This is a genomic window from Myxococcus eversor, assembly GCF_010894455.1.
GTDB lineage: Bacteria > Myxococcota > Myxococcia > Myxococcales > Myxococcaceae > Myxococcus > Myxococcus eversor.
In genome coordinates this window covers 58,850-84,523 of sequence record NZ_JAAIXY010000027.1, presented here as the reverse complement: position 1 = coordinate 84,523, position 25,674 = coordinate 58,850, and the positions used below count along the sequence as shown (strand labels likewise).

Here is a 25,674-nt window from a genome sequence, read left to right as displayed (position 1 = left end):
CGAGGAGGCCCTTCACGAGCCTCCTCGTCACACGCTCAGCCCTCGACAGTCGGCGCTGTTTCCTCTTCGGAAGACACCATCTGCGGCGCCTCGGGCAGTGGCTCGACAGGGACCGCGCCGCCCACGGACGCAGCGGGCTTCACGCCCAGCTCCCGCGTCAGCTTCGGATTCACGCCCGTCTCCGCCAACAACCGCTCGAGCTGAATCCGCGCCCGCCGATTGTCCCGGTGCACCCGCCGCGCGAGGATCAACTCGTTCTTCAACGAGTGCTCCCAGCCCGTCAGCTCCGTCACCGTCACCTGATATCCGAACGACTCCAGCGTCAGCGCGCGGATGACGTTCGTCAGGTGCGAGCCGAACTCGCGCCGGTGCCACGCATGCGCGTACAACAGGCCCATGCTCCCGTGCGCCGCCTGGCGATTCTCCTTCAACTGCGCGGCCACCTCCGCCTGACAGCACGGCACCACCGCGACGTGGTCCGCGCCATGACGGACGGCCGCGATGAGCGCGTCGTCCGTGGCCGTGTCACACGCATGCAGCGCCATCAGCAGATGGATGCGCTCCGGATACGCGGCCTGGTCGATGTGCGCCGTCTGGAACTGCATCCGCGAGAAGCCCAGCCGCTCGGCACGCCCCTTCGCGCGCTCCGTCAGCTCCGGACGCCCTTCCACCGACAGCAACGTGCCCGCGGCGACATCCTTCAGGAACAGCTCGTAGAGCACGAACCCCAGGTACGCGTTGCCACTGCCCGCATCCACGAACACCGAGGACTCGGGGTGGCGCGCCTTCACGTCCTCCACCGCCGGGCGCAACAGCCCCATCAGGTGGTTGACCTGCTTGAGCTTGCGCAGCGCATCCGCGTTGAGGTGGCCCTCGCGCGTGAGCAGGTGCAGCTCGCGCAAGAGCGCCTGCGACTGGTCCGGCAGGAGCTCCCGCCGGACCTGCGAAGCCTTGACGTTGCGCCTCAGATGGACACCACCTCGAGGACCTCGGGAATGATCTCCCGCAGGCGCCCCTCGATGCCCATCTTCAGTGTCGCCGTCGACGACGGACAGCCCGCGCACGAACCCTTCATGTGCAGGTAGACGATGCCGTCCTCGAAGCGGTCCAAGGTGATGTCGCCGCCGTCCATCGCGACCGCCGGACGAATCTCCGCGTCCAGGATGTCCCGGATGCGGGCCTCCACCGAGCCACCACCGTCGCTCGCCGTCGCCTGACGCGCCGCCGCGATCGCCTCTTCGTCCACCACCGGCTCGTTCGCCGTCAGGTGCGTATCCAGGGTCTCCATCACCTGGTCATTCAGCTCGTCCCACTCACCCTCATCCCCCTTCGTCACCGTCACGAAGTTGGTGCCAATCATCACCGCCGTCACACCGCGCACGTCCATGAGCTTGCGCGCGAGGGGGGACTTCGCCAGGGCATCCTGGGGATTCGTGATACTCACCGCGCCGCCCGCCAACAGCTTCCGATCCACCACGTACTTCAGCGTGCTCGGGTTGGGGGTCCATTCCAGCTGGATGTTCACCGACATGCAGTTCTCCTCGGTCCTCTCCTCTAAGGCGCTCGCGGCCCCATAGCAACCCGACCCTCGGGGAATCAAACCTCCGCTCCCCTCCCCGCCACGTCCGCTCCCCCTGTCTCATCGGGGAATAAAAGAACAGCCCGAATTCGCGGCAGAATCGGAACTCCACTATGTTGGACGGACCTCCGCGCCCCCTGTGAGCCTCACATGGCCATCAGTCCCCTGCGCCGTCCCACCGAGCAGCCCCAGCCTCCGCCGCCCCGCATTCCCGGAAGCGTGCTGGAGGGCCTGTTCGTGCGGGGGCTGAAGGTCTCGGGCCGGTTCGCGGAGGAGCTGGCCCTGCTGGGCTACGACATCAAGAAGCCGGAGATGGACTACCCCATCCAGGTCTGGCAGCGCACGGCTGCCCTGGCGCGCCAGGAGGCCTTCGGCGAGCTGAGTGATGAGGAGGGCTACCGGCAGGTCGGTCGCACGCTCGTCAACGGCTTCGCGGAGACGCTGGTGGGACGCGTGGCGGCGGTGGCCCTGCCCATGATTGGCCCCGCGCGCGCCGCGGAGCGCATCCCCCGCTACCTGGCGATGATGGGCCGCGCCGACATCGAAATCACCATGTCCCCGGTGGGCGAGCGGGGCCGGCGACTGCACATCACCGACCGCTACAACCGACCGGATTTGATGGCCGGTGGACTGGAGCGGATGTTGGAACTGGCCAACGCCCAGCCCCGAATCACGGTAGAGGAGCGCAGCGCGGACGGTTACCGTCTGTTGGTCCGCTGGTAACTCGCGCCCGGGTCGTCGACGGCGCCCACTGGAGCGCCCATGTCCTACCCTCCCCGACTCGCCCACCTCGCCACTCGCGCCGTGGTGGTCGCCAAGCTGGCCCCCACCTACGCCCAGGCGCACCAGATCGACGAGGAGGAGGCCGGGCAGCGGCTCTCCGCCGCCCTCGCCGGAAGGATGCTGCCCGCGCTGCTGGAGTCCGCGTGGGCCGCCATGAAGGGCTCCACGAAGCGGCTCAACGACGACGGGCTCCTGGAGAAGGTCGCCACCACCCTGGGGGACCGTCCCACCCGCCCGGGCCGCGTGGCGCCCGCATCTCCCGCCTGGAGCGCGTTCCTCGTCCTGGCGGACCTGGAGGCCGGCACCGCCAGCGACGCGGCCCGCCGGGTCATGGAGACCGAGGAGGGACGTCGTCGAGGCGACGCTGGCCTGGCCGAAGCGGGCCGCTTCCTTGCCGCCGAATTGACACGCGGGAAGTAGGGGCCGGCCGGGCGTGGCGAGGGGGGGCCGCCGTCGTTATAGGCTGGCCCCGAAACCACCTCGCGCCGACGCCGATGTCCACCCCGCTGCCCACCACCCTGCGCATCCTGACCTCCATCCACGAGGTGCCCGCGTCCCTCTGGGACGGGCTCGTGGACGAGGCGGCAGTGCCCTTCCTGGAGTGGGCCTTCCTGGCCGCGCTCGAGGACAGCGGCAGCGCGGTGCCGGAGCGCGGCTGGCACCCCCGGCACCTGACGCTGTGGCGCGGCTCGCGCCTCGTCGCCGCCGCGCCCGCGTACCTCAAGGACGACAGCCAGGGCGAGTTCGTCTTCGACGCGCCCTGGGCCACCGCCGCCGAGCGCGCGGGCCTGCGCTACTACCCGAAGCTCGTCTTCACCGTCCCCTTCACCCCCGCCACCGGCCGGCGCGTGCTGGTGGCCCCCGGCGAGGACCGCGCCGCCCGCGAGGCGGAGCTGTATGCGGGTGCCCTGGAGTTCGCCCGCGCCGAGCACCTCTCCGGCATCCACGTCCTCTTCCCCACCGAGGAGGAGCTGCCCACGCTGGAGGCCCAGGGCTTCGCCCTGCGGCTGGGCGTCCAGTACCAGTGGCAGAACGCCGGCTACCGGACGATGGAGGACTTCCTCGCCCGCTTCCACTCCAAGCGGCGCAACCAGGTGCGGCGCGAGCTGCGAGCCCCCGCCGAGCAGGGCCTGACGCTGCGCACCGTGCGGGGCGAGGCCCTTCAGTCGGTGGACGTGGACACGCTGCACCGCCTCTACGTCTCCACGGTGGACAAGTACCCGTGGGGCGCGCGCTTCCTCACCCGCGACTTCTTCGCGCGGATGGTCGCCCACTTCCGGCACCGCTGCGAGCTGGTGGAGGCCCGGAGGGAAGGGGCCCTGGTGGCCGGCGCGTTCAATTTCAGGGCGCCACAGGTCCTCTACGGCCGTTATTGGGGATGCTTCGAGGAGCATCCATTCCTTCACTTCAACGTCTGCCTCTACCACCCCGTGGCGGAGGCCATTGAACAGGGCCTGACGCGGTTCGAGCCCGGCGCTGGCGGAGAGCACAAGCTCACCCGAGGCTTCGAGCCCCGCCTCACGTACAGTGCCCACCTGCTCCTCCACCCGGGGTTGGAGCGGGCGGTGCGTGGCTTCCTGGAGCACGAGCGGGCAGCCGTCCGGGGAGGGCTGCCCCAGTGGCGGGCGGAGACGGGTTTCAAGGGAGAGGCCTGAAACGGCCCGCTTCCGAGGTCATCAAAGGGAGTCCGACAGACTTATGGCGCAGAAGGACGAGCACGACAGCTCCGTCGTCACGGAGACCGTACCCAAGCAGAAGCTCAAGAAACCGACGCTCTACAAGGTGCTTCTGCACAACGACAATTACACGACGCGTGAGTTCGTGGTGGCCGTCCTGAAGGAGGTCTTCCACAAGTCGGAGTCGGATGCCGTGCAGATCATGCTGCACATTCATTACAACGGAGTCGGAGTGGCCGGCGTCTATACGTTCGAGGTCGCCGAGACGAAGCTCAAGACGGTGGAGGCCGCGGCTCGGGACAATGGGTTCCCGCTTCGGCTCTCCATGGAACCCGAGGAAGGTTGAACCGTGGCAGGACCGCTGATTGCCAAAGAGTTGCAGGCCAGCTTCCGCACCGCCCTGGAAGAGGCGCGGAAGATGAGCCACGAGTACCTGACGCTGGAACACCTGCTCCTCGCGCTCACCAAGGACTCGCGCACGCGCGAAGTCTTGAAGGCGTGTGGGGCCAACGTGAAGCGCCTCCAGGAGCGGCTCGTCTCCTTCCTGGAGGAGACAGTCGAGCGCCTGCCGGACGGGGTGGAGGCCGAGCCGCAGCAGACGATTGGAGTGGAGCGCGTGCTCCACCGCGCCGCCATGCACGCCCTGTCCGCCGAGCAGAAGCTCATCGACGGGGGCGACGTGCTGGTGGCCCTCTTCCGTGAGGAGGAGAGCCAGGCCCTCTACCTGCTCCAGCAGGAGGGAGTCACCCGGCTCGACTTGCTCAACTACATCTCCCACGGCATCTCCAAGGACGAGGAGGCCGGCGAGGACGACGCGTCCGAGGGCGCCCAGGGAGGAAACGCGCCCGCGGGTGACGACGACGAAGGGGAGTCCCCGCGCAAGAACCCGCTGGAGGTCTACACCACCCAGCTCAACATCGAGGCCAAGGAGGGTCGCATCGACCCGCTCATCGGCCGCGACAAGGAGCTGGAGCGCACCATCCAGGTGCTCAGCCGCCGCCGGAAGAACAACCCGCTCTACGTGGGCGAGGCGGGCGTGGGCAAGACGGCCATCGCCGAAGGGCTGGCGCTCTACATCCACGAGGGCCGCGTCCCGGAGCCGCTGAAGAACGCCGTCGTCTACTCGCTCGACATGGGCTCGCTGCTCGCGGGCACCAAGTTCCGCGGCCAGTTCGAGGAGCGGCTCAAGGGCGTGCTCAAGGCGCTCCAGGAGAAGAAGGACGCCATCCTCTTCATCGACGAAATCCACACGATTGTCGGCGCGGGCGCCACCAGTGGCGGCTCCATGGATGCGTCCAACATCCTCAAGCCGGCGCTCGCGAGCGGGAAGCTGCGCTGCATCGGCTCGACGACGTACCAGGAGTTCAAGTCGTCCTTCGAGAAGGACCGCGCGCTGTCGCGGCGCTTCCAGAAGATTGAGGTCGCCGAGCCCTCCGTCGAGGACACCGTCCTCATCCTGGAGGGGCTGAAGAGCCGCTACGAGGAGCACCACGGGGTGAAGTACACGCCCGAGGCGATTCGCGCGGCGGCGGAGCTGGCGGCCAAGCACATCAATGACCGCTTCCTGCCGGACAAGGCCATCGACGTCATCGACGAGACGGGCGCGGCGGAGAAGCTCAAGCCGGACGGCGTGCGCACCAACACCGTCACCGGCGCGGACGTGGAGGCCGTCGTCGCGAAGATGGCGAAGATTCCCGCCAAGAGCGTGTCCGCCAGCGAAGGCGTCCAGCTCCAGAATCTGGAGAAGGAGCTGCAGGCGGTCATCTTCGGGCAGGACAGCGCCATCAAGGACCTGGTCGGCGCCATCAAACTGGCTCGCTCGGGGTTGCGTGCGCCGGAGAAGCCCATCGGCTCGTTCCTCTTCTCGGGCCCCACGGGCGTGGGCAAGACGGAGCTGGCCAAGCAGCTCGCGCAGACGTTGGGCGTGGAGTTCCTGCGCTACGACATGAGCGAGTACTCGGAGAAGCACACGGTGAGCCGGCTCATCGGCGCGCCGCCGGGCTACGTCGGGTTCGACCAGGGCGGCCTGCTCACGGACGCGGTGCGCAAGCATCCGTACGCCGTGGTGGTGCTGGATGAAATCGAGAAGGCCCACCCGGACCTCTTCAACATCCTGCTCCAGGTGATGGACCACGCGACGCTGACGGACAACAACGGCCGCAAGGCCGACTTCCGCAACATCGTCCTCATCCTCACCACCAACGCGGGTGCCCAGGAGATGAGCACCAAGTCCATCGGCTTCGGTGACATGACGAAGCCGGCCGACGCGATGCGCGCGAAGAAGGCGATTGAGCGCACCTTCACGCCGGAGTTCCGCAACCGGCTGGACGGGTGGATTCTCTTCTCCGGCCTGCCGCCCGACATCATCCTCAAGGTGGTCGACAAGGAGGTCCGCCTCCTCCAGAAGATGCTGGACGAGAAGAAGGTGAAGCTGGAGCTGACGCCGGCCGCCCGCGCATGGCTGGCCGAGCATGGTTATGACCCGGCCTTCGGTGCCCGGCCCATGGCCCGCCTCGTGGACAACGCGCTGAAGAAGCTCCTCGCGGAGGCGCTGCTCTTCGGCGATTTGAAGAACGGCGGCACCGCCCGCTACGACGTGGACCCGGCTGGCGAGGGGCTCAAGCTCCAGGCGATTGCAGTGCAGCCCGAGCCCGCGCTGGCGTAGTCGGCGCTCCGCGGACGTCCTGAAATGAAGAGGCCCCGATTCCCAGGTGAGGGAGTCGGGGCCTCTTCGCTTCCAGGGTGCTTCGCTGGAAGGAGCTACTCGACGCGGTAGATTTTCACCGCGCTGGAGAGCTGCTCGGAGATGATTTGCAGCGTGGTGGCCGCCTCGCCCGTGGAGCCGATGCGGGCCACCGTCTCGTCCATCATCTTGGAGAGGTCATTCACCGCCAGGGTGATTTGGTTGATGCCCACGTTCTGCTGGCTCACGGCGGCGGCAATCTGACGGACGGCGGCGGCGTTGTCCTGGACGATGGAGGACAGCTCGCGCAGGTTCTGCCCGCTGGTGCGCACCTGAGCCAGGCCCGCCTCCATGCGCTCCGCGCCGCGCTCGGTGATTCGCACCGCGGCCGTCACCGAGTTGGCGATGTCGTCGAGCAGCTCCCGCACCCGCGTCGTGGCTTGGATGGACTGGTCCGCCAGCGCGCGGATTTCGCGCGCCACCACACCGAAGCCCTTGCCGTGCTCGCCCGAGCGCACGGACTCAATCGCCGCGTTGAGCGCGAGCATGTTGGACTGGTCCGCCAGGTCCTTCACCGTCTGGGTGATGCCGCCAATCTGCTGCGTGCGCTCGCCCAGCTCCAGAATCTTCTGGGCAATCTCGCCCACCTGGACGCGGATGTCGTTGAGGCCCGCCATCGTCTGCTCAATCGCGGCCTCACCCGAGCGGGCCAGCGCGTCCGCGCGCTCCGCCACGGACAGCACGCTCTCCGCCTTCTGAGCGGCCAGCATGGAGGTCTGCTTGATTTCCTGCGCGGTGACTTGCGTCTCCTGGAGCGCGGCGGCCTGACGGGAGATGGTCTGCGCCTGGTCCGTGGAGGAGGTGTTGAGGTGCTCGGTGGACTGAGTGAGCGCCTGCGCCGCCTGCTGGAGGTTGAGCGTCACCTCGCGCAGCCGGCCCACCATCTGGGCGAAGGAGTTGGCCAGCCGGCCCACCTCGTCGCCGCTCTTCACCTGGATGGGACGGGTGAGGTCCCCGGACTCGACGATGTGGCCCGCGACTTCCGTCAGCTCGCGCATGGGCCGGACGATGCTGCGCCCGAAGGCCGCCGCCACCGCCACGCCCAGCGCCACCAGCAGGAGCGCGAAGCCCACCATCCGCCAGCGCAGCGCGGACACCAACTGGTCGATGTGGTCCACGGAGATGCCCACGTGCACCGCGCCCAGCCGGCCATCGGCCACCGGCGCCAGCACGTTCATCGCGTGGAGCGTCCTCCCCTCGGACTCCACTTCCAACACGGCGCCCCAGCCCGTCTCCGCGCTCACCATGCCTTGCGCCGCCGTCGACTCCTTCAGCGACTGCGGGAAGGCACCGGGGAGGCTGTGGGCCGTGACGTTGCCGGTGACGTCCGTCAGGAAGACGTACGTGACGTCCTCGCTGGTGTGCGAGACGTTCACCAGGGGCTGGAGCGCGGCGATACCCGACGTCACGCCCTGCTCGGCCGCCACCGCGAGGGTGCGGGCCAGCAGCTGGCCCTCGCCCATGTGGCTGTCGATGAGGTCGGCCTCCAGCCGCCGCGTGGCGATGCCGGTGAGGATGGCGGCCACCGTGGCGCTGACGAGCGTGGTGACGAGGACGAGCTTCGGCGCCAACCCGAGCGACTGACGGAACTGCTGGCCAAGCTGCGTGGTGAACGAGGTCTGTTCGGTGCTCACGGCATCACCACCCGGAAAACTTCGGGACGACGCCCGCGCGGACGCGGGGCGAAAGCGAACGACTCGGGACAATCATGCACGTGTGCGGTCACCGGCCCACCCCACCCTCTCCGCGCCCACCGGAGCGGAAGTTGGGAGGGATGCAGCTCTGGAGGATGAGGTCCGGAACCGAGGCCAACGGCACGCCCTGGTCCGTGGCGCGCAGTTCCAACGCCGCGCGCGGCATTCCATAGACGACTGATGTCGCCTCGTCCTGGGAGAAGGTGACGCCCCCCGCGTTGCGGATGGCCAACAGGCCCCGCGCGCCGTCCTCGCCCATGCCGGTGAGCACCACGCCACCGCTGCGCCGGCCGAACGCCGAGGCCAGCGACGACAGCAGCACGTCCCCGTTGGGACAGGGGCCACCCCGGCTGCGCTGCATGCGCGCGAGGCCCGCGGAGTCCACCAGCAAGTCCTGCCCATCCTGCGGGAAGTACACCCGGCCCGGCTCCAGCCGCTCGCCGTCGCGGGCCACGTCCACCGTCAGCGGCGTCACCTGCGACAGCCAGCGCACCATGCCCTGGGTGAAGCCCACGGTGATGTGCTGGGCGACGAGGATGGGCACCGGCAAATCCCGGGGCAGCTTGGACAAGAGCTCCGCCAGCGCGGGCGGACCTCCCGTGGAGGCCACCACGCCGAAGACGTCCACCCTCGCGCCGATGGGCGGCGGCGTTACAGAGCCGGTGCGCTGGCGGCGGGAGATGACGGGCACCTCCGCCATCAGGCACACCGAGTGGGCCAGCTCCCGGCCCCACCGGCGCAGCTCCTCCACGTTGGTGACGTTGGGCTTGCCGATGAGCTCCAGCGCTCCGGCGCTCATCGCTTGAAAGCCCAGGTCCACGCCGCGCTGCTCCGCCACGGCGCTCACCACAATCACCCGCGCGGGGGACTGGGACATGATGGCGGCGATGGCCGCCGGCCCGTCCAGGCCCGGAAGCAACAGGTCCATGGTGATGACATCCGGACGGAGCAGTCGCGCGAGCTGCACCGCGCGGTTGCCGTCCCCAGCCCGACCGACGACCTCGATGCGCGAGTCCTCGGTGAGCAGGGCCGTCAGCGTATTGGCCATGGTGGGCGAGTCGTCCACCACCAGCACGCGAATGGTGCGCCGGGTGTTCATGCGCGCGCTCCCCTGCGACTCATCACGTCGAGCACCTCGGCGAGCAGCCGACCCGCGGCACACTCGCGCTTGCTGAGATAGCCATCCGCGCCCGCCGCCATGCCCCGCTCCCTCGCGGCGGCACTGTCATGCGCGGAGACGAGGATGACGGGCAACGACGACGTCTCCTTCTTCTCGCGCAGGCGGGCGATGAGCTGCGTTCCGTCCATCTCCTCCATGTCCAGGTCGCAGATGACGACGTCGTACGTGTCCGTCGCCAACCGGTCCAGGGCGCGTGCGCCACTGGCCGCCAGGTGCACGCTGAAGCCACCCGCCTCCAGCATGGCCCGGTGCAGCGCTCGCGCGGTGAGCGAGTCATCCACCACCAGCGCCCGGCGCTGCGCGGTCACCGCGGCCTGCCCCGTCTCCGTCACCAGCCAGTCCGGCCGGCAGATGAGCAAGAGCTCTCCCCGGCTCAGCGTCGCCGCGCCCTGCCACGCGGGCACGTCCCGCACCTCGGACGGCAGCGGGCGGATGACCAGGTCCTTGTCTCCCACCACCGCGTCCACGCCCAGCGCCACGCGCTTGCCACCACTCTGGACAATGAGCAGCGGCTGGCCTTCCGCGGGAGGCGCCAGGGCCCTCAGGCCCAGCCGCGCGCCCAGGTCCACCACCGGCAACAACTGGCCCTGGTATTCCAGGTGCGCCTTGCGCTTGCCGATGCGCAGCGAGTCCGCCCGCGCCAACTGCGTGGCCTCCACCGCCAGCATCGGCAGGCCGACGAGCTGCTCCAGCGCGCGCACCACCAGCACCGGCGAGCTGCCCAGGTCCACCGGCAGCGTCATCACGAAGCGCGTGCCCTGGCCCGGCGTGCTGTTCACCTCGATGCGGCCCTGCAGCGCCTCCACCGACGCGCGCACCGCGTCCAGGCCCACGCCCCGGCCGGACGTGTCCGTCACGTCGCTGCGGGTGCTGAAGCCCGGGCGGAAGATGAGGTCTCTCACCTGGTTCTCGTTGAGCCGCTCCGCCTCGTCGGAGGTGACGACGCCGCGCGACTCCGCCACCTTGCGCACGCGCATCACATCGATGCCCGAGCCGTCGTCCGAGCACTCCAGGAACAGCAGGTTTCCCTGCTGCTCGATTCGCAGCGTGAGCGCGCCCTCCTGGTGCTTGCCCGCCTTCTCGCGCTGGGACGGCAACTCCAGGCCGTGGTCCACCGCGTTGCGCAACAGGTGCACCAGCGCGCCCTGGAGCTTCTCCAACAGGCGCCTGTCCAGCGACAGCTCCGAGCCCACCACGGACAGCCGGGCCTCCTTGCCCAGTTGGCGCGACAAGTCCCGCACCATGCGCTGGAGCGGATCCAGAATCGTGCGCACCGGGCGCGTGGTGATGGCCTTCAGGCCCTCCTCCAGCGCGTCGACGATGTCGCTCGTCTCCTCGCCGTCGGTGCGCAACAGGCGCGAGGTGCCCGCGAGCAGCGTGCGGGCCTCGGCCGTCTCCGCCAAGAGGCCCTGCTTGGCCAGCACCGTCACCACGCGGTCCAGCTCGCGGCCCCGCTCCTCCACGCGCAGTCGGACCTCGCGCAGCCGCTCCACCTCGCGCATCAGCGACGTCACCTGCCGCACGCTGACCCGCCAGCCCGTGTCCGCCGACTCCGGCTGCGCGTCCTGGTTCATCGCCGACGAGGACTCCACCAGCGCGCTCTCCTCGGGCGTCGCGAGCGGCGCGGCCTCGGCGGACGAGGACTGGGGGGCCTGGCCCGAGGCCTGAGGTCCCACCGTCTCCGGCGCGGGCCCCTCCGCCACGAGCTGCGCCAGCGCGGCGGCCGGGTCCGGCAGCGCGTCACCCCGCCCGTCCGCATGGGCCTGGGCGCGCAGCATGAAGAGGTCCAGGCCGTGCAACAGCACGTCCACCACGGACCGGGGCATCTTGCGCGAGCTGGCCTTCAGCGGCGCGAGCGCGTCCTCCAGCTTGTGGGCGATGTCGCCCAGGTCTTGAAGGCCCAGACTGGAGGCACTGCCCTTGAGGGTGTGCAGGTGCCGGCCCAGCCGGACGTAGACCTTGGCGAGCGCCGTCGAATCCAGGCCATCGCGCTCCAGCTCCAGCAGGTCCATGGTGACCTTCTGGATGACCTCCTGGGCCTCCACGGCGAAGCCCGTGACGAGCCCCTGCAGCATCGGGTCAACGGGCATTGCGTCCTCCCGTCGAGCGCGGGTTGAACAGGCGCTTGAGGTCGATGAGGTGGATGAGCTGGCGGTCCTGGGTGAAGACCTCCATCACCGGCCCCTCGGCGCGCACTCGCGCGGCCTCCACCACGCTCGCGGGCAACGTGGTGGGACGGGGAATGGCCTCGCAGTCCAGCGCGCACAGCTCGCCGTCGCCCCGGTCCACCACCAGCAACACCGCGGGGTCCTGCCGCCAGCCGTGGCCGCCCAGCATGGACGCGAGGCTGAGCGCGGAGAGCACCTGGCCCTGGAAGCGCAGGACGCCGACGACGTGGGGCGCCGACAGGGGCACCGGCGTCACCATGCGCAGGGGCAGCGCCGCGCGGAGCATCTCCAGCGAGAGGGCGTAGCGCTCTTCACCGAGCGGGAACTCGGCGATCCAATGCACCGCCTCCTCGACAGTGGTTTCCGCCTGCTCCCGGAGCCGTGACGCGCGCCGCTCCAGCAGCTCCGCCGCCTCCTGCTCCTGAGCCTCCTCCATGTTCCGAGGAAGGATTTTCATTCGAGCGCCCCCAGGTTGAGGTAGGCGTCAGCGGACGCCTGATAGAACCGCGCCGGAAGGGCCTCTGGCCCGTCCACGAGCTGGTCCGGTGGAAGACGCTCGGCGCGCACCCGCAGGGCACGCATCAGCGGCATCGCCGCCTCGCGCGCCCCGGAGCGCTCGCGCAACAGCGCCAGCTCCAGCAGTCCCGGCAGATAGTCCGGCGCCTGTCGCACCAGCGACTCCAGCACCGCCGACGCACCATCCACGTCACCCTCCTCGATTCGCTCCAGCGCCGTCAGGTGAAGCCGCGCCGGCGGGGGCGGCGGCGTCACCTCCACGCGCACCGGCACCGGCGTCACCATGGGGCGGCGGATGAGCGGCTTGGGCGGCGCCTCGCGCTCCACGAAGCGCGGCACGGGCGGGGGCGTGATGCCCTCCCCCGGCCCCAGGAGCCGGAACGTCTGCAACTCCGGCGTGCCCTCGCGAACCATGCCCGCGGGCACCCGGTCCGCCTCCACCGCGCCCAGGAAGAGCAGCCCGCCGGGGTTGAGCGCCCGGGCCAGGAGGGCGATGGCCGCTTCCCGCGCGGCCACGGAGAAGTAGGTGAGCACGTTGCGGCAGAAGATGAAGTCGAAGCGGCCGAACCTGTCGGACAGCGGCGCCAGGAGGTTGGACTGCGCGAAGGAGGTGATGCGCCGGATGACGGGCAGGATGACGACCTGCCGGTCCACGCCGTCCAGGTAGAGCGGGAAGAGCCGGGGCGCCGACTCGCGCCGGGACCAGGTGCCGTAGGTGGCGCGTCGCGCCGTCTCCAGGCTGGCCTCGTGCAGGTCCGTGCCCAACACCTCCACCGGGAAGCCATGGGGCACCGAGGCATGCAGCGCCGCGGCCAGTGAGTACGCCTCTTCTCCCGTGGCGCAGCCCGCGCTCCAGCCCCGCAGCGCCAGCGAGCCCCGGCGCAGGGCCGCGGGCACGCCTTCATGGGAGAGGTAGCGGAAGTGCTCGGGCTGGCGGAAGAAGTACGTCTCCCCCACCAGCGCCGCGCGCACCAGCGTGCCGGACAGGGGCGACTGGGGGAACAGCATCTCCCCCAACAGGTCCGCGGACGAGCGGCCCCGCGCGAGCTCTCCACGCACGACGCGCTCCATCGCCTCGGTGGCGATGGCGTCGTCGCGGAAGCCGGTGATGGATGAGACCACCTCCCGCGCTCGGGTCAACAGCCGCGGGTCGAGCTCTGCGCTCATGCGCTCCGTCCAGCCTCCGCGGCCTCGACCAGCCGGGGCAGCTCACGCAGCAGTCCGCGCGCGACGAACACCCGGGGGTCCAGGATGGGCAGCAGGTGGCCACCCGAGCGCAGCATGCCGATGAGGCCGTCTCGCAGCGGGCCATGGTCCGCGCCCCCCACGCGCTCGCGCCGCTCGATGTCCGTCGCCGCGTACTCCTCCGGGTCCTTCACCGTGTCCACCGCGAGCGCCAGCGCCACCCCGTCCACCTGGATGACCACCAGCATCCGCTCCACCCGAGGCAGCGAGTGCTCCACGCTCAGCCGCCTGGCCACGTCCAGCACGCACAGCGCCTCGCCCCGCACCTCCACGTATTCGCGCAGGTACGAGGGCGCCGTGGGCAACGGCCGCGTCGCCGGGTGCAGCAGCACCTCTCGCACCGAGTCCAGCGGCACCGCGAACTCCAGCGTGCCCACCGTCACCCGCAGCACCAGGAGCGAGCCGGTGCGCGCGCGCCGCCGCGAGTTGGCCAGCGCCTCACCCACCGCGTGCAGCAACTCGTCCGCGCGGAAGGGCTTGGCCAGGAACGTCTCCGCCCCCAGCCCGATGCACGCCTCCGCGCGGGACTTCTCCGAGGAGATGATGATGACGGGGATGTCCACCGTGGCGGAGTCGGACTTCATCCGCTGGAGGACCTCGTCGCCGTCCATCTCCGGCATGGACAGGTCCAACAACACCGCGGCGGGCCGCAGGCGGGTGACCTTCTCCAGCGCCTCGCGGCCATTGCTCGCCGTGTGGATGGTGTAGTGGCCGGAGAGGATGGCGCGCTCGAGCGCCAGGATGGCGTCGCTGTCGTCGACGAGCAGCAGGGACGGCAGGCTCACGGCATCAGGCCTTGGACAGGAACTGACGGACGGTCTCCGTCAACTCGTGGTGGGACACCGGCTTCTGGATGAAGGCGTTGGCGCCCGCCTCCGTGCCGCGCTGGCGCAGGTCCACGCTCTTCTCCGCCGTCAACAGGAGGATGGGCACGTCGCGAAGCTGCTTGTTGCGGCTGGCCCGCACCTCCTTGACGAAGGTGATGCCATCCATGCCCGGCATGTTGATGTCCGCGATGACCAGATTCACGGGGACGAGGTTGAGGATCTTCAATGCCCGAGTGGCATCGTCCGCCTCCAGCGCCTCCACTCGGAGGTTCATGAGGTAGATTTTGACGATGTTCCGAACGGTCGGGCTGTCGTCCACCAGCAAGACCTTGGTGCTGTTGGTGCTCACGGTGCCACGGCTCCTGCGCAAAGGCTCGCCCACGCGGCGGGACACCCTCACGAAACGTTGGAGACTCTACCGTGACGGCTCACACGGTAGATAGCGGGGGGGAGTGCCCGCCGTGACAGCAGGCGGGCAGGTGTCGGATGACCTCGGGGTTTGCCTCCTCCGGCCTACTCGCCAGACGGCTTGGAGGCTGCGGGCTCCGCCCCCTCGTCCGCCTTGAGGTCCACCGGCGGCGCGCCAATGGCGTGATAGCCACCGTCCACGTGGATCATTTCGCCCGTGGTGGAGGGCAACCAGTCCGACAGCAGGGCGCAGGCGGTCTTGGACACCATGTCGTGGCTGTCCTTGGAGTTCCAGCCCAGGGGGGCCTGCCTGCCCCAGCCCTGCTCCAGCGCCTTGAAGCCTGGAATCCCCTTGGCGGCCATGGTGGCCAGCGGACCCGCGGCCAGGATGTTCACCCGGATGCCCTTGGGGCCCAAATCGCGCGCCAGGTAGCGGGCGGTGGACTCCAGCGCGGCCTTGCATACCCCCATCCAGTCATAGATGGGCCACGCCACGTTCTGGTTGTCGAAGTCCAGCGCGACGATGGAGCCACCCCGGGGCATCAGCGGCATGCACGCCACCGCGAGCTCCTTGAGGGAGAACGCGGAGATGCGGAACGCCGTCTGGACACTCTCCCAGGGCGTGTTGAGGAAGTTGCCGCCCAGGGCGTCATCCGGGGCATAGCCGATGCTGTGCAGCACCCCGTCCACCTGGCCCCAGCGCTGCTTGAGCGACTCCGTGAGCGCCGTGAAGTGGGCGGGGTTCGTGACATCCAGCTCCAGCACCTCGGTCCCCGGCTTGAGGCGCTTGGCGCTCCGCTCGGTGAGGGACTTGGCCCGGCCAAAGCCGGTGAGGACGATTTCCGCGCCCTGCGCGAGCGCGTGCTCGGCGATTCCGAAGGCGAGGGACTGGGGAGTCAGGACCCCGGTGATGAGCAGCTTCTTGCCCTGGAGCAGCATGGTCGGCGGCCTCGTGGGGAGAGGAAGGGGTGGGGAGCGCGCTGTCTAGCACTCCTTTCGCCCGGAACGGGAGGAAGCGGGATTCCAGACCTTGAGAATTCCAGGGCTGAAGCTGCGCTCAACAGGGGCATCAATCCTCCTGCTCCCCTGGCCGCGCCAGGACCCCTGGGGTGCCACCGAGGCTCAACAAAGATGCCGCGAAAAACCCCCAACGGGGCGACCTTCCAGTAAAAGACGACACCGCCATGGCGAACTTCCAGGACACGTTCCTTTCCGGCGCCAACATCGACTTCATCGAGGGGCTCTACGCCCGCTATCTCGAGGACCCCGCCAGCGTGGATTCAAGCTGGCGCGAGGTGTTCGAGCGAAACGATGGCGCCGGCCGTCCCATCTTCAACACGAAGCTGCTGGAGGCCCCCACGCCCGCCGCACCCGCGGGCAAGGCCAATGGCAAGGCCGCCGCCGCCCAGACGCCCGCGCCGGCCGCCGCCGCCGTGCCTCCCGCGAGCACGGCGCAGGCCCAGGCGCTGGAGCTGCAGTCGAAGGTGGACCAGGCGCTGTTCGCCTTCCGCCTGCGGGGCCACCTGCGCGCGAACCTGGATCCGCTGGGTCGCCCGCGTCCCGCGCTGGAGCACGTGGCGGATGTGGGCATGGTGGACGACAGCCACTTCTCCGCGCGCGAGCGTGAGCAGGAGGTGGAGAGCAGCAACACCTTCCCGCAGCAGCGCGTGAAGCTCGGCGACCTGCTCTCGCGCCTGCACAAGACGTACACCGGCAGCATCGGCGTGGAGGTGATGCAGATCCTCGACAGCCAGCGCCGCCGTTGGCTGATGCAGCGGATGGAGCACAGCGAGAACCGCACGGACTTCTCCGTGGAGGACCAGCGCCACCTGCTCACCAAGCTCTCCTACGCGGAGGGCTTCGAGAACTTCCTCCACACCAAGTACGTGGGCGCCAAGCGCTTCAGCCTGGACGGCGGCGAGGCCCTCATCCCGATGCTGGACGCCATCGCCGAGGTCGGCGCCGGCATGGGTCTGAAGGAAGTCGTCATCGGCATGGCCCACCGCGGCCGCCTCAACGTGCTGACGAACATCCTGGGCAAGCAGCCCAGCCAGATCTTCAGCGAGTTCGACGGCCCCAAGGACCCCAAGGCGTACCTGGGCCGCGGCGACGTGAAGTACCACATGGGTTTCTCGTCGGACCACACCACGCGCCAGGGCAAGAACGTCCACCTGTCGCTGGCCTTCAATCCCAGCCATCTGGAGGCCGTGAATCCCGTGGTGGAGGGCCGCGTGCGCGCCAAGCAGGAGCGCGGCGGCGACACCGAGCGCGTGGGCGTGATGCCCCTGCTCATCCACGGCGACGCGGCCTTCATGGGCCAGGGCGTCGTCGCGGAGACGCTCAACCTGTCCGGCCTCAAGGGCTACGCCACCGGCGGCACCATCCACGTCGTCATCAACAACCAGGTCGGCTTCACCACCGACCCGCATGACTCCCGCTCCTCCATCTACGCGACGGCGATTGCCCAGATGCTGGACATCCCCATCTTCCACGTGAATGGAGATGACCCGGAGGCGTGCGTCCACGTGGCGCGGCTGGCGGCGGAGTACCGGCAGACGTTCCACAGCGACGTGGTCATCGACCTCATCTGCTACCGCCGCTACGGCCACAACGAGGGTGACGACCCGTCCTTCACCCAGCCGGCGATGTACGACCTCATCCGCAAGCACCCGACGGTGCGCACGCTCTACGCGAAGGCGCTGGCGGAGCAGGGGCGGATTTCGGCGGAGGACTCGGAGGCCATCAAGCAGCGCTGCCTCCAGGAGTTCGACGCGGCGCTCGTCCGCGCGCGCCAGGAGAGCCAGTTCAAGGAGCCCAGCGCGCTGGAGGGATTGTGGAAGCCCTACCAGGGCGGCTCGGTGAAGAACGCGCCCCAGGTCGCCACCCGCGTGGACAAGGCGAAGCTGCGCGACGCGCTCCAGCGGCTGTGCACGGTGCCGGAGGGCTTCCACGTCCACCGCGACGTGGAGCGCACCGTCATCAAGAAGCGCCTGGGCATGCTGGACAGCGAGGAGCTGCAGTGGAGCGAGGGCGAGACGCTCGCCTACGCCACCCTGCTCGCGGACGGCCACCCGGTGCGCCTGTCAGGCCAGGACTGCGAGCGCGGCACGTTCAGCCACCGCCACGCGGTGCTGCACGACGTGCAGACGGGCGAGGAGTACACGCCGCTCAAGCAGTTCTCCACGGGCCGCGCCAGCTTCCAGGTCGTCAACAGCGCCCTGTCGGAGATGGGCGTGCTGGGCTTCGAGTACGGCTACAGCCTGGACGTGCCGGACGGCCTCACCATCTGGGAGGCCCAGTTCGGTGACTTCGCCAACGGCGCTCAAATCATCATCGACCAGTTCATCGCGGCGGCGGAGAGCAAGTGGCGCCGGCTCAGCGGCATCACCCTGCTGCTCCCGCACAGCTACGAGGGCCAGGGCCCCGAGCACTCCAGCGCGCGTCTGGAGCGCTTCCTCGACTTGTCCGCCGAGGACAACATCCAGGTCTGCTACCCCACCACGCCCGCGCAGATCTTCCACCTCCTGCGCCGTCAGGTGCTGCGCCCGGTGCGCAAGCCCCTGGTCATCATGTCGCCCAAGAGCCTGCTGCGCCGCCCGGAGGCGACCAGCAAGCTGGACGAGCTGGCCACGGGCTCCTTCCAGGAGGTCATCCTGGACAAGGTCGCCCCCGAGGGCGTGACGCGGCTCCTGCTGTGCAGCGGCAAGGTCTATTACGACCTGGTGAAGGCCCGGGACGAGCGCAAGGACGACAGCATCGCCATCGTCCGGCTGGAGCAGCTCTACCCGTTCCCCTTCGACGAGCTGGCCAACCTGGTGGGCAAGCTGCCGAAGCTCGCGGAGGTCTTCTGGGTGCAGGAGGAGCCCCGGAACGCCGGCGCGTGGCACTTCATGTTCCCGCGACTGCACGACCTGGCGTCGTCGCGCTCGCAGCAGCAGGTGAAGTTGGGCTACATCGGCCGCGCGGAGGCCGCCAGCCCCGCCACCGGCTTCCCCAAGACTCACGAAATCGAGCAGCAGCTCATCATCGAGGAAGCCATCTTCCGAGGGACCAAGAATGGCCGTTGAACTGAAAGTGCCGCCGCTGGGCGAGTCCATCACCGAAGCGGTCGTCGGCAAGTGGAACAAGAAGCAGGGTGATGCGGTGTCCGCGGACGAGCCGCTCGTCGTCCTGGAGACCGACAAGGTCACCATCGACGTGCCCTCGCCCTCGGCCGGCTCCCTGGCCAGCGTCGCCTTCAAGGAGGGTGACAAGGTGCGCGTGGGTGACGTGCTCGGCCTCATCACCGAGGCCGGTGCCGGCGCTCCCGCCGCGAAGCCCGCGGCCGCTGCTCCCGCCGCCGCGCCGGCCCCCGTCGCCGCCGCTCCCGCCGATGCTGGCGCGGACGCGCGGATGACGCCCACCGCCCGGAAGATGGCGGAGGAGAACAAGCTGGACGTCACCCAGCTCAAGGGCAGCGGCACCGCCGGCCGCATCACCAAGGAGGACGTGCTCGGTCAGCTCAACCGCCCGGCCGCGCCCTCCCAGCCCCCCGCCCCCGCCCAGCCCGCGGGCCCCCGCCCCAACGCCGCCCGCGAGGAGCGCGTCCGCATGACGCCCCTGCGCAAGCGCGTGGCGGAGCGCCTCATCCAGGCCCAGTCCAACGCCGCCCTGCTCACCACCTTCAACGAGGTGGACATGGGCGAGGTGATGGCGCTGCGCAAGAAGTACAACGAGAAGTTCCAGGCGAAGCACGGCGTGAAGCTGGGCTTCATGAGCTTCTTCGTCCGCGCGTCAATCGAAGCCCTCAAGGCCTTCCCGCAGGTCAACGCGGAGATTGACGGCGAAGACGTCATCTTCAAGCACTACTACGACATCGGCGTGGCGGTGAGCGGCAGCCGCGGCCTCGTCGTCCCCGTGCTGCGCAACGCGGACAAGCTGTCTTTGGCGGAGCTGGAGAAGGGCGTCGCGGACCTGGGCACCCGGGCTCGCAATGACAAGCTGGGCCTGTCCGACCTCCAGGGCGGCACCTTCACCATCACCAACGGCGGCATCTTCGGTTCCATGCTGTCCACGCCCATCATCAACCCGCCGCAGACGGGCATCCTGGGCATGCACAACATCGTCGACCGCGCCGTCGTCCGCGACGGGCAGATTGTCATCCGCCCCATCATGTATGTCGCACTCACCTACGACCACCGGCTCATCGATGGCCGCGAGGCCGTCCAGTTCCTCGTGCGCGTGAAGGAGTGCATCGAGGACCCGGAGCGCCTTCTCCTCGACGTCTGAGTTGTAGGTGACGCGCCGCGCCGCGACTTACCAGGGAGGCCCGAGCTCAGTGCAACTCGGGCATTCCAGGTCGCTGGCTGGACTTCCAGGCAGGCGTTTCACTACAACTGGACATTGTCTCCCGGTCGTCGGGGGGCGGGAAGAACGGGCGGCTCTCACAACGTCGCCCCGCGAGACTGAAGGAAGTGCAATGGCAACCGGTACCGTGAAGTGGTTCAACGACGCGAAGGGCTTCGGCTTCATCACCCAGGACGGCGGAGGTGAGGACGTTTTCTGCCACCACACCGCCATCAACATGGATGGCTTCCGCACCCTCGCCGAGGGTCAGAAGGTGGAGTTCGAGGTGACGCGCGGCCCCAAGGGCCTGCAGGCGCAGAACGTTCGCGCGGGCTGAAGCGTCGTCGTAGGTCCTGGCCCTTCCCGCGGGGGGCCGATGAACGGAGGCCCGCCCCTGGAGTTGAGGGAACCGGGCCTCTTGCTTTTGCGGGGTACGGACAGGCCCCGGGCGCGAACGCCCGGAGCCCGCAATCACATCACAGGTTCTTCTTGAAGTGGTCCATGACGCGCTCCCACTGGCGCTCCTTCACCAGCGGGTCCGGCACCATGTGCGTCAGGCCGCTGAGCGGCAGCAGCTCGTGGGGCTTGCCGGCGCGGAAGAGCGCATCGCTGAGCTTGAGCGTGTGGAAGAAGTACACGTTGTCATCCGCGGTGCCGTGGATGAGCAGCAGCTTGCCAATGGGCTTGTCTGTCTTGGCGTAGGTGAGCAGCGAGCTCGCCTCGTACGCCTCCGGGTGCTCCTGGGGCAGGCCCAGGTAGCGCTCGGTGTAGTGGGTGTCGTAGTCGAGCCAGTCCACCACCGGGGCGCCAGCCACCGCGGCCTTGAAGACATCCGGGCGCTTGAGGGCGGCGAGCGCGGCCATGTAGCCGCCGAAGCTCCAGCCTTCAATGCCCACGCGGTTGATGTCGATTTCCGGCAGCTCCTTGGCCAGCTCCTGGATGGCGGCGGCCTGGTCTTCAATGGTGATGGTGGCGAAGTCGTACTTCACCTCGCGCTCCCAGGCGGCGCCGCGCAGCGGGGTGCCGCGCCCGTCGAACTTCACGACGATGAAGCCGTGGTCCGCCATCCACTGCGGCAGCAGGTGCGCCGCCATGCTGTGGTGGACGACGGTGGTGGTGGGGCCGCCGTACACTTCGACGATGACGGGCAGCTTCTTGCCCGGCTTGAAGTCGCGCGGGCGGGTGATGGAGGCCCAGAAGCGCTTGGGGCCCACCTGCCGCACCTCGGTGTTGGGGATGAAGGGCGGCTCCTGCGCCACCTCGGGCAGCTCGCCCAGCTTCTTCCCATCCGCGCGCAGCACCTGGGTGCGGTTCATGGTCTTCAGGCTGGAGTCGTTGACGACGAGCACGTTGCCGTCGCGGGAGGCGGAGCCGCCCTCGAGTCCTTCCTTGTTGCCCGTCACGCGCTCGGGGGCGCCGCCCGCCTTCACGCGCCACAGGGCGCTCTGCGTGGGGTTGGGGCCGCCGTTGAAATAGAGGGTGCGGTCCTTCTGGACGAAGCGGGACAGGTTGCGGAAGCCCGCGTCCGGCTTCACCACGCTGCGCTCCAGCGAGCCGTCCGCCTTGCGCTGCTCCACCTCGGGGCCGCCGTTGCGCTCGGTGTACCAGAGGAAGCCGCTGCCATCCTCCAGCCACAGCGGGAAGTCCTGCTCCAGGTTGAGCCAGGCCGAATCCTTCTCCACCAGCAGCTCGCGCGTCTTGCCCGTGGCGGGGTCCACCGCGAGGAGTTGCTGCTCGGTCTGCACCCGGTTCTGCACCAGGATGGTGAGCGGAGCGCCCTTGGGCCACGTCACGGTGGCCAGGTACGGGTACCTGGCCGAATCCCACTGGACCCACGTCGTCTTGCCGCCGGTGACGGGGGTGACGCCCAGGCGCACCTTGGCGTTGGGCTTGCCGGGGCGGGGGTAGGCGAAGATTTCGCCGCCGCGCTCGGGGTGCATCACGTCGACGATGGTGAGCTTCTCCACCTCGGCGGTGTCGGACTCGGTGTAGGCCACCGACTTCGCGTCGGGGCTCCACCAGTAACCGGAGAAGCGGCTCATCTCCTCCTGGGCGACGAACTCGGCCACGCCGTGCGTCTTCGTGTCGGTGCCGCCCTTGGTGACTCGCTGCTCCTTGTTGGCGGCGATGTCGATTCGGTAGACGTCATTCTCCCGGACGTAGGCCACCTGCTTGCCGTCCAGGGAGAAGCGCGGATCCAGGACACCGGGGCCCGTCTTCAGCTCCGTCACCTTGCCGCTGGCGCGCTCCACCACGTAGAGGCGGCCGGACAGGGGGACGAGCAGTCGCGTGCCGTCATCGGAGATTTGATACGAGGTGAAGCCTCGGGCGCTGACGCGCATGCGCTCGCGGCGGGCCTTCTCCTCGGGGGTGAGCGTCTCGTCGGTCCCCTTGAGAATGGCCTCGGGGGTGAGGACCTCCTTCGTCTGGCCGGACTCCACGTCGAACGCGTAGAGCGTCTGCACGTTGGAGGTGGCCTGGGTGCGAAGGAAGAGGACCTGCTTCTCGTCTGGCGTGACGCGCACGCTGACCGGGCGGCCGCTCGAGAAGTTGCGAGTCTCCGTGAGCTGCCGCAGGAAGGTGTCTTGCTTCCGCTCCGTCTGGGACATGGGTAGGGGCTTCATCTCCTGGGCGAGTGCGGACGTGCTCACGAAGAGGAGCGCGGCGGTGAGTACCTGGCGCATGGGTCGTCGAAATCCCGCCGGTGGCGGGGCTCCTTTCACGGAAAGGTGCGGGGAAGCCTACACTCGGCCGCCGCGCAAGCTGAGCAAACCCACAACCGACGTGAGGATTCCCGAGGGATGGAGACCGAAGACGACGCCCTGCGGCACCTGAGGCTGGCGGGCATCATCCGCCTGGGGCTGGGAGGCGGGCGAGGCCCCACGGACGCCTATGTCTTCGACCCCCATCGGCTGGCCCTCCCCTCGTGGGCGTGCGCGCTCGGGGAGGCGGGCTCCCCTGCCCTCCTGGTGACGCTCGACAGGCACCTGGACGTGGTGGTGCCGAGAGAGCCCGGGAAGGTGCCGGACCGCTCTGCCGGACTGCGCGCGCTGGACGAGCACGCCCGGTGGTCGCTGGACGTGCGCAACTACGACCACATCCTCGCGGCGATGGAGGCGGGGCTGGTGGGAGATGCCCTGCTGATTGCCCGGACGAGGCCCCGCGGTTCGTTCGCGGGCGACACCTATGTGGACACGAGGGGCCGTGCGCACCGGCTGGTGGCGGTGCCCACCGTGGACCGGGCCTCCGAGGCCTGGAATCACCCCGCGCCTGGTGACGCGGTGCGGGAGGTGCTGGAGCGCGCCGACCAGGTGTTGCTCGACATCGACCTGGATTGCTTCACGTCGCTGAGTGACGCGGACCCGACGACGGTGATTCCGTGGCCTCGCGCCATCATCCGTGAGTTCCTGCTGCCGGAGGGCTCCGAGCCCTTCTGGGACGCGGTGCTGAAGCGCACCGTGGCGCTGACGCTGGCGCGCGAGCCGCATCACTGCGGCGGGTTGCTCGCGTCGGGTGAGCTGTTCCGCGACGCGGCGGAGGTGCTCTTCCGCGAGTTGCTGCGCGTCGAGCCTCCGTGAGTCGCCACGCCTACAGCGGCGAGTCGAGGAAGCTCGGCCTCAGGTCCGTCACCTGTCCACCGGCGAGCGAGAAGCGACTGCCGATGGGAGGACGGTCCCCGTTGAGCACGTAGCCGAAGTCGAGCCGGAAGGGCACGACGTTGAACTGGGGGAACAGCACGCGCAGGCCCACGCCCACCGACGTCACCATGTCCGGCCTGTCGTTGAACGCGCTGCCCGAGTCCAGGAAGAGCACCCCGCCCACGTGCACCGTTTTGATGACGACGGGCGCGGTGCGGTACTCCACGTTCACCAGCAGCATCCGCTTGCCGGAGTACTCATCCGCGGGTGCGCCTCGAAGCCCGTTGCCACCGCCCAGCAGCGTGATTCGGTCGAACAGGTCATCGATGTTCACATCCAGCAGGCCGCGCGCGACGAAGCGGCCCCCCAGAATCTTGGGCGACACCTGCGCCAGCTCCGCGGCCCAGTGGCGGTTGTTCCACGTCGCGCCCACACCGAGCTGTCGACGGATTGCGCCCGAGGCCGACACGGTGGTGAGCGCCTCGCCCCAGCGCAGCCGGTAGCGCGCCGCGAGTCCCGCCTCCGTGAAGTGATTGTCGTCCCCGAACACGGGAGGCGCGTAGCGCACCGTCGCGGAGACCCAGTGCCCCATCTGGTAGTCCTCCGAGAGCACATACGAGTCCACGTCGCGCAGCACCTCGTACCGGGCTTCGAACGCGCGCAGGGACAGTGACGCGTAGCCCGCGTCCTCCGCGCGCGGCAGGTAGTTGCGACGGAACCAGTCGGCCTGTCCCTCCGTCAGCATCGACGAGGACGGCGGGGTGTAACCGTAGTGGTACGCGCCCAGCGAGCCACTCACGTTGAACTTGAAGCGCAGGCCATACGAGCGCGTGTACGAGGCCGCGCCCGCGACTTCCTCCGTCCGGTACACGTATGGCACTGGCGGGCCATCGGGAAACGGCAACTGCCATATCTCCGCGCCCCGGTAGATGCGATTGGTCTCCACGTTCCACGCGACGGACGTGCTCACGCTCCACGGCGTGGACAGTGAGTAGAGCGGACGGCTGACGGAGAAACTTCCCCGCGAGCCCTCTGCCTTGCCACTCTCACGGCCGACGATGAGGGCAATGGACTCGCTCAAGGACCAGCGGCTGCCCAGCACGCGCGGGTCGGTGTAGCTCTGGCCGAAGCTCAGCGTGTCCAGGCGCAGCGTGAAGTCGAGCGCCAGCTTCTTGCCCCGTCCCAGGAAGTTCTGCTCCGTGCCCTGGAGCCGGAGGTACTGGAGCAGCGAGCCCACCGCGGAGAAGTCGCTGTTGAGGCGCAGCGACCAGATGTCCTTGGTGACGACGAGCAGCGCCACCGTCCCGGGCACCTTGCCCTTCACAGGGACGACACGCACCACGGAGAACAGGCGCAGGCTCCGCAGGTTGCGCGCCGTCTCGTCCGCGAGCCGCGTGGAGTACGGCTGTCCCGGTGGCAGCAACACCTCGCGCCGGACGACCTCCTCGCGGGTGCGGATGTGGAACATGTTGAGGAAGTTCGGATACGGGTCGCTCTCCGCGACCACCTCCTCGGTGTCGACGAGGACTTCAGCCAGCGGCAGGCCCTCGGGAGAAGGCTCCACCTGACGGCCATGTCGGGCCAGGGCCTCGACGATGAGGGCCTCCTCGTAGTTCTCCTGCGAGAGTCCCGAAGGGCGCGACGACGCGGGCTCCACCGACGTCCCGGACGGAGCCTTCTCACCCTCCTCTGTCGCACGAGTCTCGTCCTGAGCCGGAGACGATTCGGCGGGAGCCGGCGTCTCGGCGACGGGCTCCGCCTGGAGAGAGGTCAGGGCAAGTGGAACGACGATGAGGACGAGCAGCGGGAGCGCCACCCCGCCATCCTGGCATGCGCGGACTTCCTTGCGAGCATCTTCATCGCGGGGCCGCCCGGATTGCGGCGCGAAGTGC

The 25,674-nt window shown here is 69.1% G+C and carries 21 protein-coding genes; 9 read left to right on the top strand and 12 right to left on the bottom strand.

Annotated features, from left to right (window positions below; genetic code table 11):
• Window positions 1-35: 35 nt before the first annotated feature.
• Window positions 36-851 (bottom strand): class I SAM-dependent methyltransferase, encoded by an 816-nt coding sequence (locus G4D83_RS39490; RefSeq protein WP_275902418.1) that lies wholly within the window; start codon window positions 849-851, stop codon window positions 36-38.
• Window positions 852-964: 113 nt separating this feature from the next.
• Window positions 965-1,531: a NifU family protein gene (locus G4D83_RS39485; protein ID WP_163870097.1), complete on the bottom strand. Its 567-nt coding sequence runs from the start codon at window positions 1,529-1,531 to the stop codon at window positions 965-967.
• 198 nt (window positions 1,532-1,729) lie between these two features.
• Here G4D83_RS39485 and G4D83_RS39480 point away from each other — a divergent pair, with 198 nt between their 5' ends.
• From G4D83_RS39480 to clpA, 5 genes are all read left to right on the top strand, one after another.
• A complete protein-coding gene (locus tag G4D83_RS39480) occupies window positions 1,730-2,302 on the top strand; it encodes a DUF2378 family protein (RefSeq protein WP_163870096.1) in 573 nt (190 codons plus the stop codon).
• Between the two features lie 39 nt (window positions 2,303-2,341).
• A complete protein-coding gene (locus G4D83_RS39475; protein ID WP_163870095.1) occupies window positions 2,342-2,782 on the top strand; it encodes a hypothetical protein in 441 nt (146 codons plus the stop codon).
• A 74-nt stretch (window positions 2,783-2,856) separates the two neighbouring features.
• The gene (locus tag G4D83_RS39470) at window positions 2,857-4,017 is read left to right on the top strand and encodes a GNAT family N-acetyltransferase (RefSeq protein WP_163870094.1); all 1,161 of its coding nucleotides are present in this window, start codon (window positions 2,857-2,859) and stop codon (window positions 4,015-4,017) included.
• A gap of 43 nt (window positions 4,018-4,060) precedes the next feature.
• A complete protein-coding gene (locus G4D83_RS39465; protein WP_163870093.1) occupies window positions 4,061-4,384 on the top strand; it encodes an ATP-dependent Clp protease adaptor ClpS in 324 nt (107 codons plus the stop codon).
• A gap of 3 nt (window positions 4,385-4,387) precedes the next feature.
• Window positions 4,388-6,703: an ATP-dependent Clp protease ATP-binding subunit ClpA gene (clpA, locus tag G4D83_RS39460; protein WP_163870092.1), complete on the top strand. Its 2,316-nt coding sequence runs from the start codon at window positions 4,388-4,390 to the stop codon at window positions 6,701-6,703.
• A 95-nt stretch (window positions 6,704-6,798) separates the two neighbouring features.
• On the opposite strand, the gene G4D83_RS39455 is transcribed toward clpA, so the two are convergent.
• From G4D83_RS39455 to fabI, 8 genes are all read right to left on the bottom strand, one after another.
• A complete protein-coding gene (locus G4D83_RS39455) occupies window positions 6,799-8,415 on the bottom strand; it encodes a methyl-accepting chemotaxis protein (protein ID WP_163870091.1) in 1,617 nt (538 codons plus the stop codon).
• Window positions 8,416-8,503: 88 nt separating this feature from the next.
• Window positions 8,504-9,574 carry a chemotaxis protein CheB gene (locus G4D83_RS39450; protein ID WP_163870090.1) on the bottom strand — a complete coding sequence of 357 codons (1,071 nt, stop codon included), beginning with the start codon at window positions 9,572-9,574 and terminating at the stop codon, window positions 8,504-8,506.
• Window positions 9,571-11,745 carry a hybrid sensor histidine kinase/response regulator gene (locus G4D83_RS39445; RefSeq protein ID WP_163870089.1) on the bottom strand — a complete coding sequence of 725 codons (2,175 nt, stop codon included), beginning with the start codon at window positions 11,743-11,745 and terminating at the stop codon, window positions 9,571-9,573. The genes G4D83_RS39450 and G4D83_RS39445 overlap by 4 nt, the downstream gene beginning before the upstream one ends.
• Complete coding sequence (locus G4D83_RS39440) at window positions 11,735-12,280, bottom strand: chemotaxis protein CheW (protein ID WP_163870088.1); 546 nt, start codon at window positions 12,278-12,280, stop codon at window positions 11,735-11,737. Before G4D83_RS39440 ends, G4D83_RS39445 begins: the two co-directional genes overlap by 11 nt.
• Window positions 12,277-13,506, bottom strand: a complete 1,230-nt coding sequence (locus G4D83_RS39435; RefSeq protein ID WP_163870087.1) for a CheR family methyltransferase — start codon at window positions 13,504-13,506, stop codon at window positions 12,277-12,279. The genes G4D83_RS39440 and G4D83_RS39435 overlap by 4 nt, the downstream gene beginning before the upstream one ends.
• Window positions 13,503-14,369 (bottom strand): response regulator, encoded by an 867-nt coding sequence (locus G4D83_RS39430; protein WP_163870086.1) that lies wholly within the window; start codon window positions 14,367-14,369, stop codon window positions 13,503-13,505. Before G4D83_RS39430 ends, G4D83_RS39435 begins: the two co-directional genes overlap by 4 nt.
• A 4-nt stretch (window positions 14,370-14,373) precedes the next feature.
• A complete protein-coding gene (locus G4D83_RS39425; protein WP_163870085.1) occupies window positions 14,374-14,760 on the bottom strand; it encodes a response regulator in 387 nt (128 codons plus the stop codon).
• Window positions 14,761-14,924: 164 nt separating this feature from the next.
• Window positions 14,925-15,758, bottom strand: a complete 834-nt coding sequence (fabI, locus tag G4D83_RS39420; RefSeq protein ID WP_163870084.1) for an enoyl-ACP reductase FabI — start codon at window positions 15,756-15,758, stop codon at window positions 14,925-14,927.
• A 245-nt stretch (window positions 15,759-16,003) separates the two neighbouring features.
• Between fabI and G4D83_RS39415 the strand changes: the two genes are divergently transcribed.
• From G4D83_RS39415 to G4D83_RS39405, 3 genes are all read left to right on the top strand, one after another.
• Window positions 16,004-18,886, top strand: coding sequence for a 2-oxoglutarate dehydrogenase E1 component (locus tag G4D83_RS39415; RefSeq protein WP_163870083.1), 2,883 nt, complete (start codon window positions 16,004-16,006; stop codon window positions 18,884-18,886).
• On the top strand, window positions 18,876-20,087 hold the full coding sequence (gene odhB, locus G4D83_RS39410) for a 2-oxoglutarate dehydrogenase complex dihydrolipoyllysine-residue succinyltransferase (protein WP_163870082.1): 1,212 nt from the start codon (window positions 18,876-18,878) through the stop codon (window positions 20,085-20,087). Before G4D83_RS39415 ends, odhB begins: the two co-directional genes overlap by 11 nt.
• Before the next feature lie 190 nt (window positions 20,088-20,277).
• A complete protein-coding gene (locus tag G4D83_RS39405) occupies window positions 20,278-20,481 on the top strand; it encodes a cold-shock protein (protein WP_015352191.1) in 204 nt (67 codons plus the stop codon).
• A 139-nt stretch (window positions 20,482-20,620) separates the two neighbouring features.
• On the opposite strand, the gene G4D83_RS39400 is transcribed toward G4D83_RS39405, so the two are convergent.
• Window positions 20,621-22,828 (bottom strand): S9 family peptidase, encoded by a 2,208-nt coding sequence (locus tag G4D83_RS39400; protein WP_163870081.1) that lies wholly within the window; start codon window positions 22,826-22,828, stop codon window positions 20,621-20,623.
• Between the two features lie 117 nt (window positions 22,829-22,945).
• Here G4D83_RS39400 and G4D83_RS39395 point away from each other — a divergent pair, with 117 nt between their 5' ends.
• Window positions 22,946-23,722, top strand: coding sequence for a UPF0489 family protein (locus tag G4D83_RS39395; RefSeq protein ID WP_163870080.1), 777 nt, complete (start codon window positions 22,946-22,948; stop codon window positions 23,720-23,722).
• Window positions 23,723-23,732: 10 nt separating this feature from the next.
• Here the strand turns inward: G4D83_RS39395 and G4D83_RS39390 are convergent, their stop codons facing one another.
• On the bottom strand, window positions 23,733-25,598 hold the full coding sequence (locus G4D83_RS39390) for a BamA/TamA family outer membrane protein (RefSeq protein WP_163870079.1): 1,866 nt from the start codon (window positions 25,596-25,598) through the stop codon (window positions 23,733-23,735).
• Window positions 25,599-25,674: the final 76 nt, after the last annotated feature.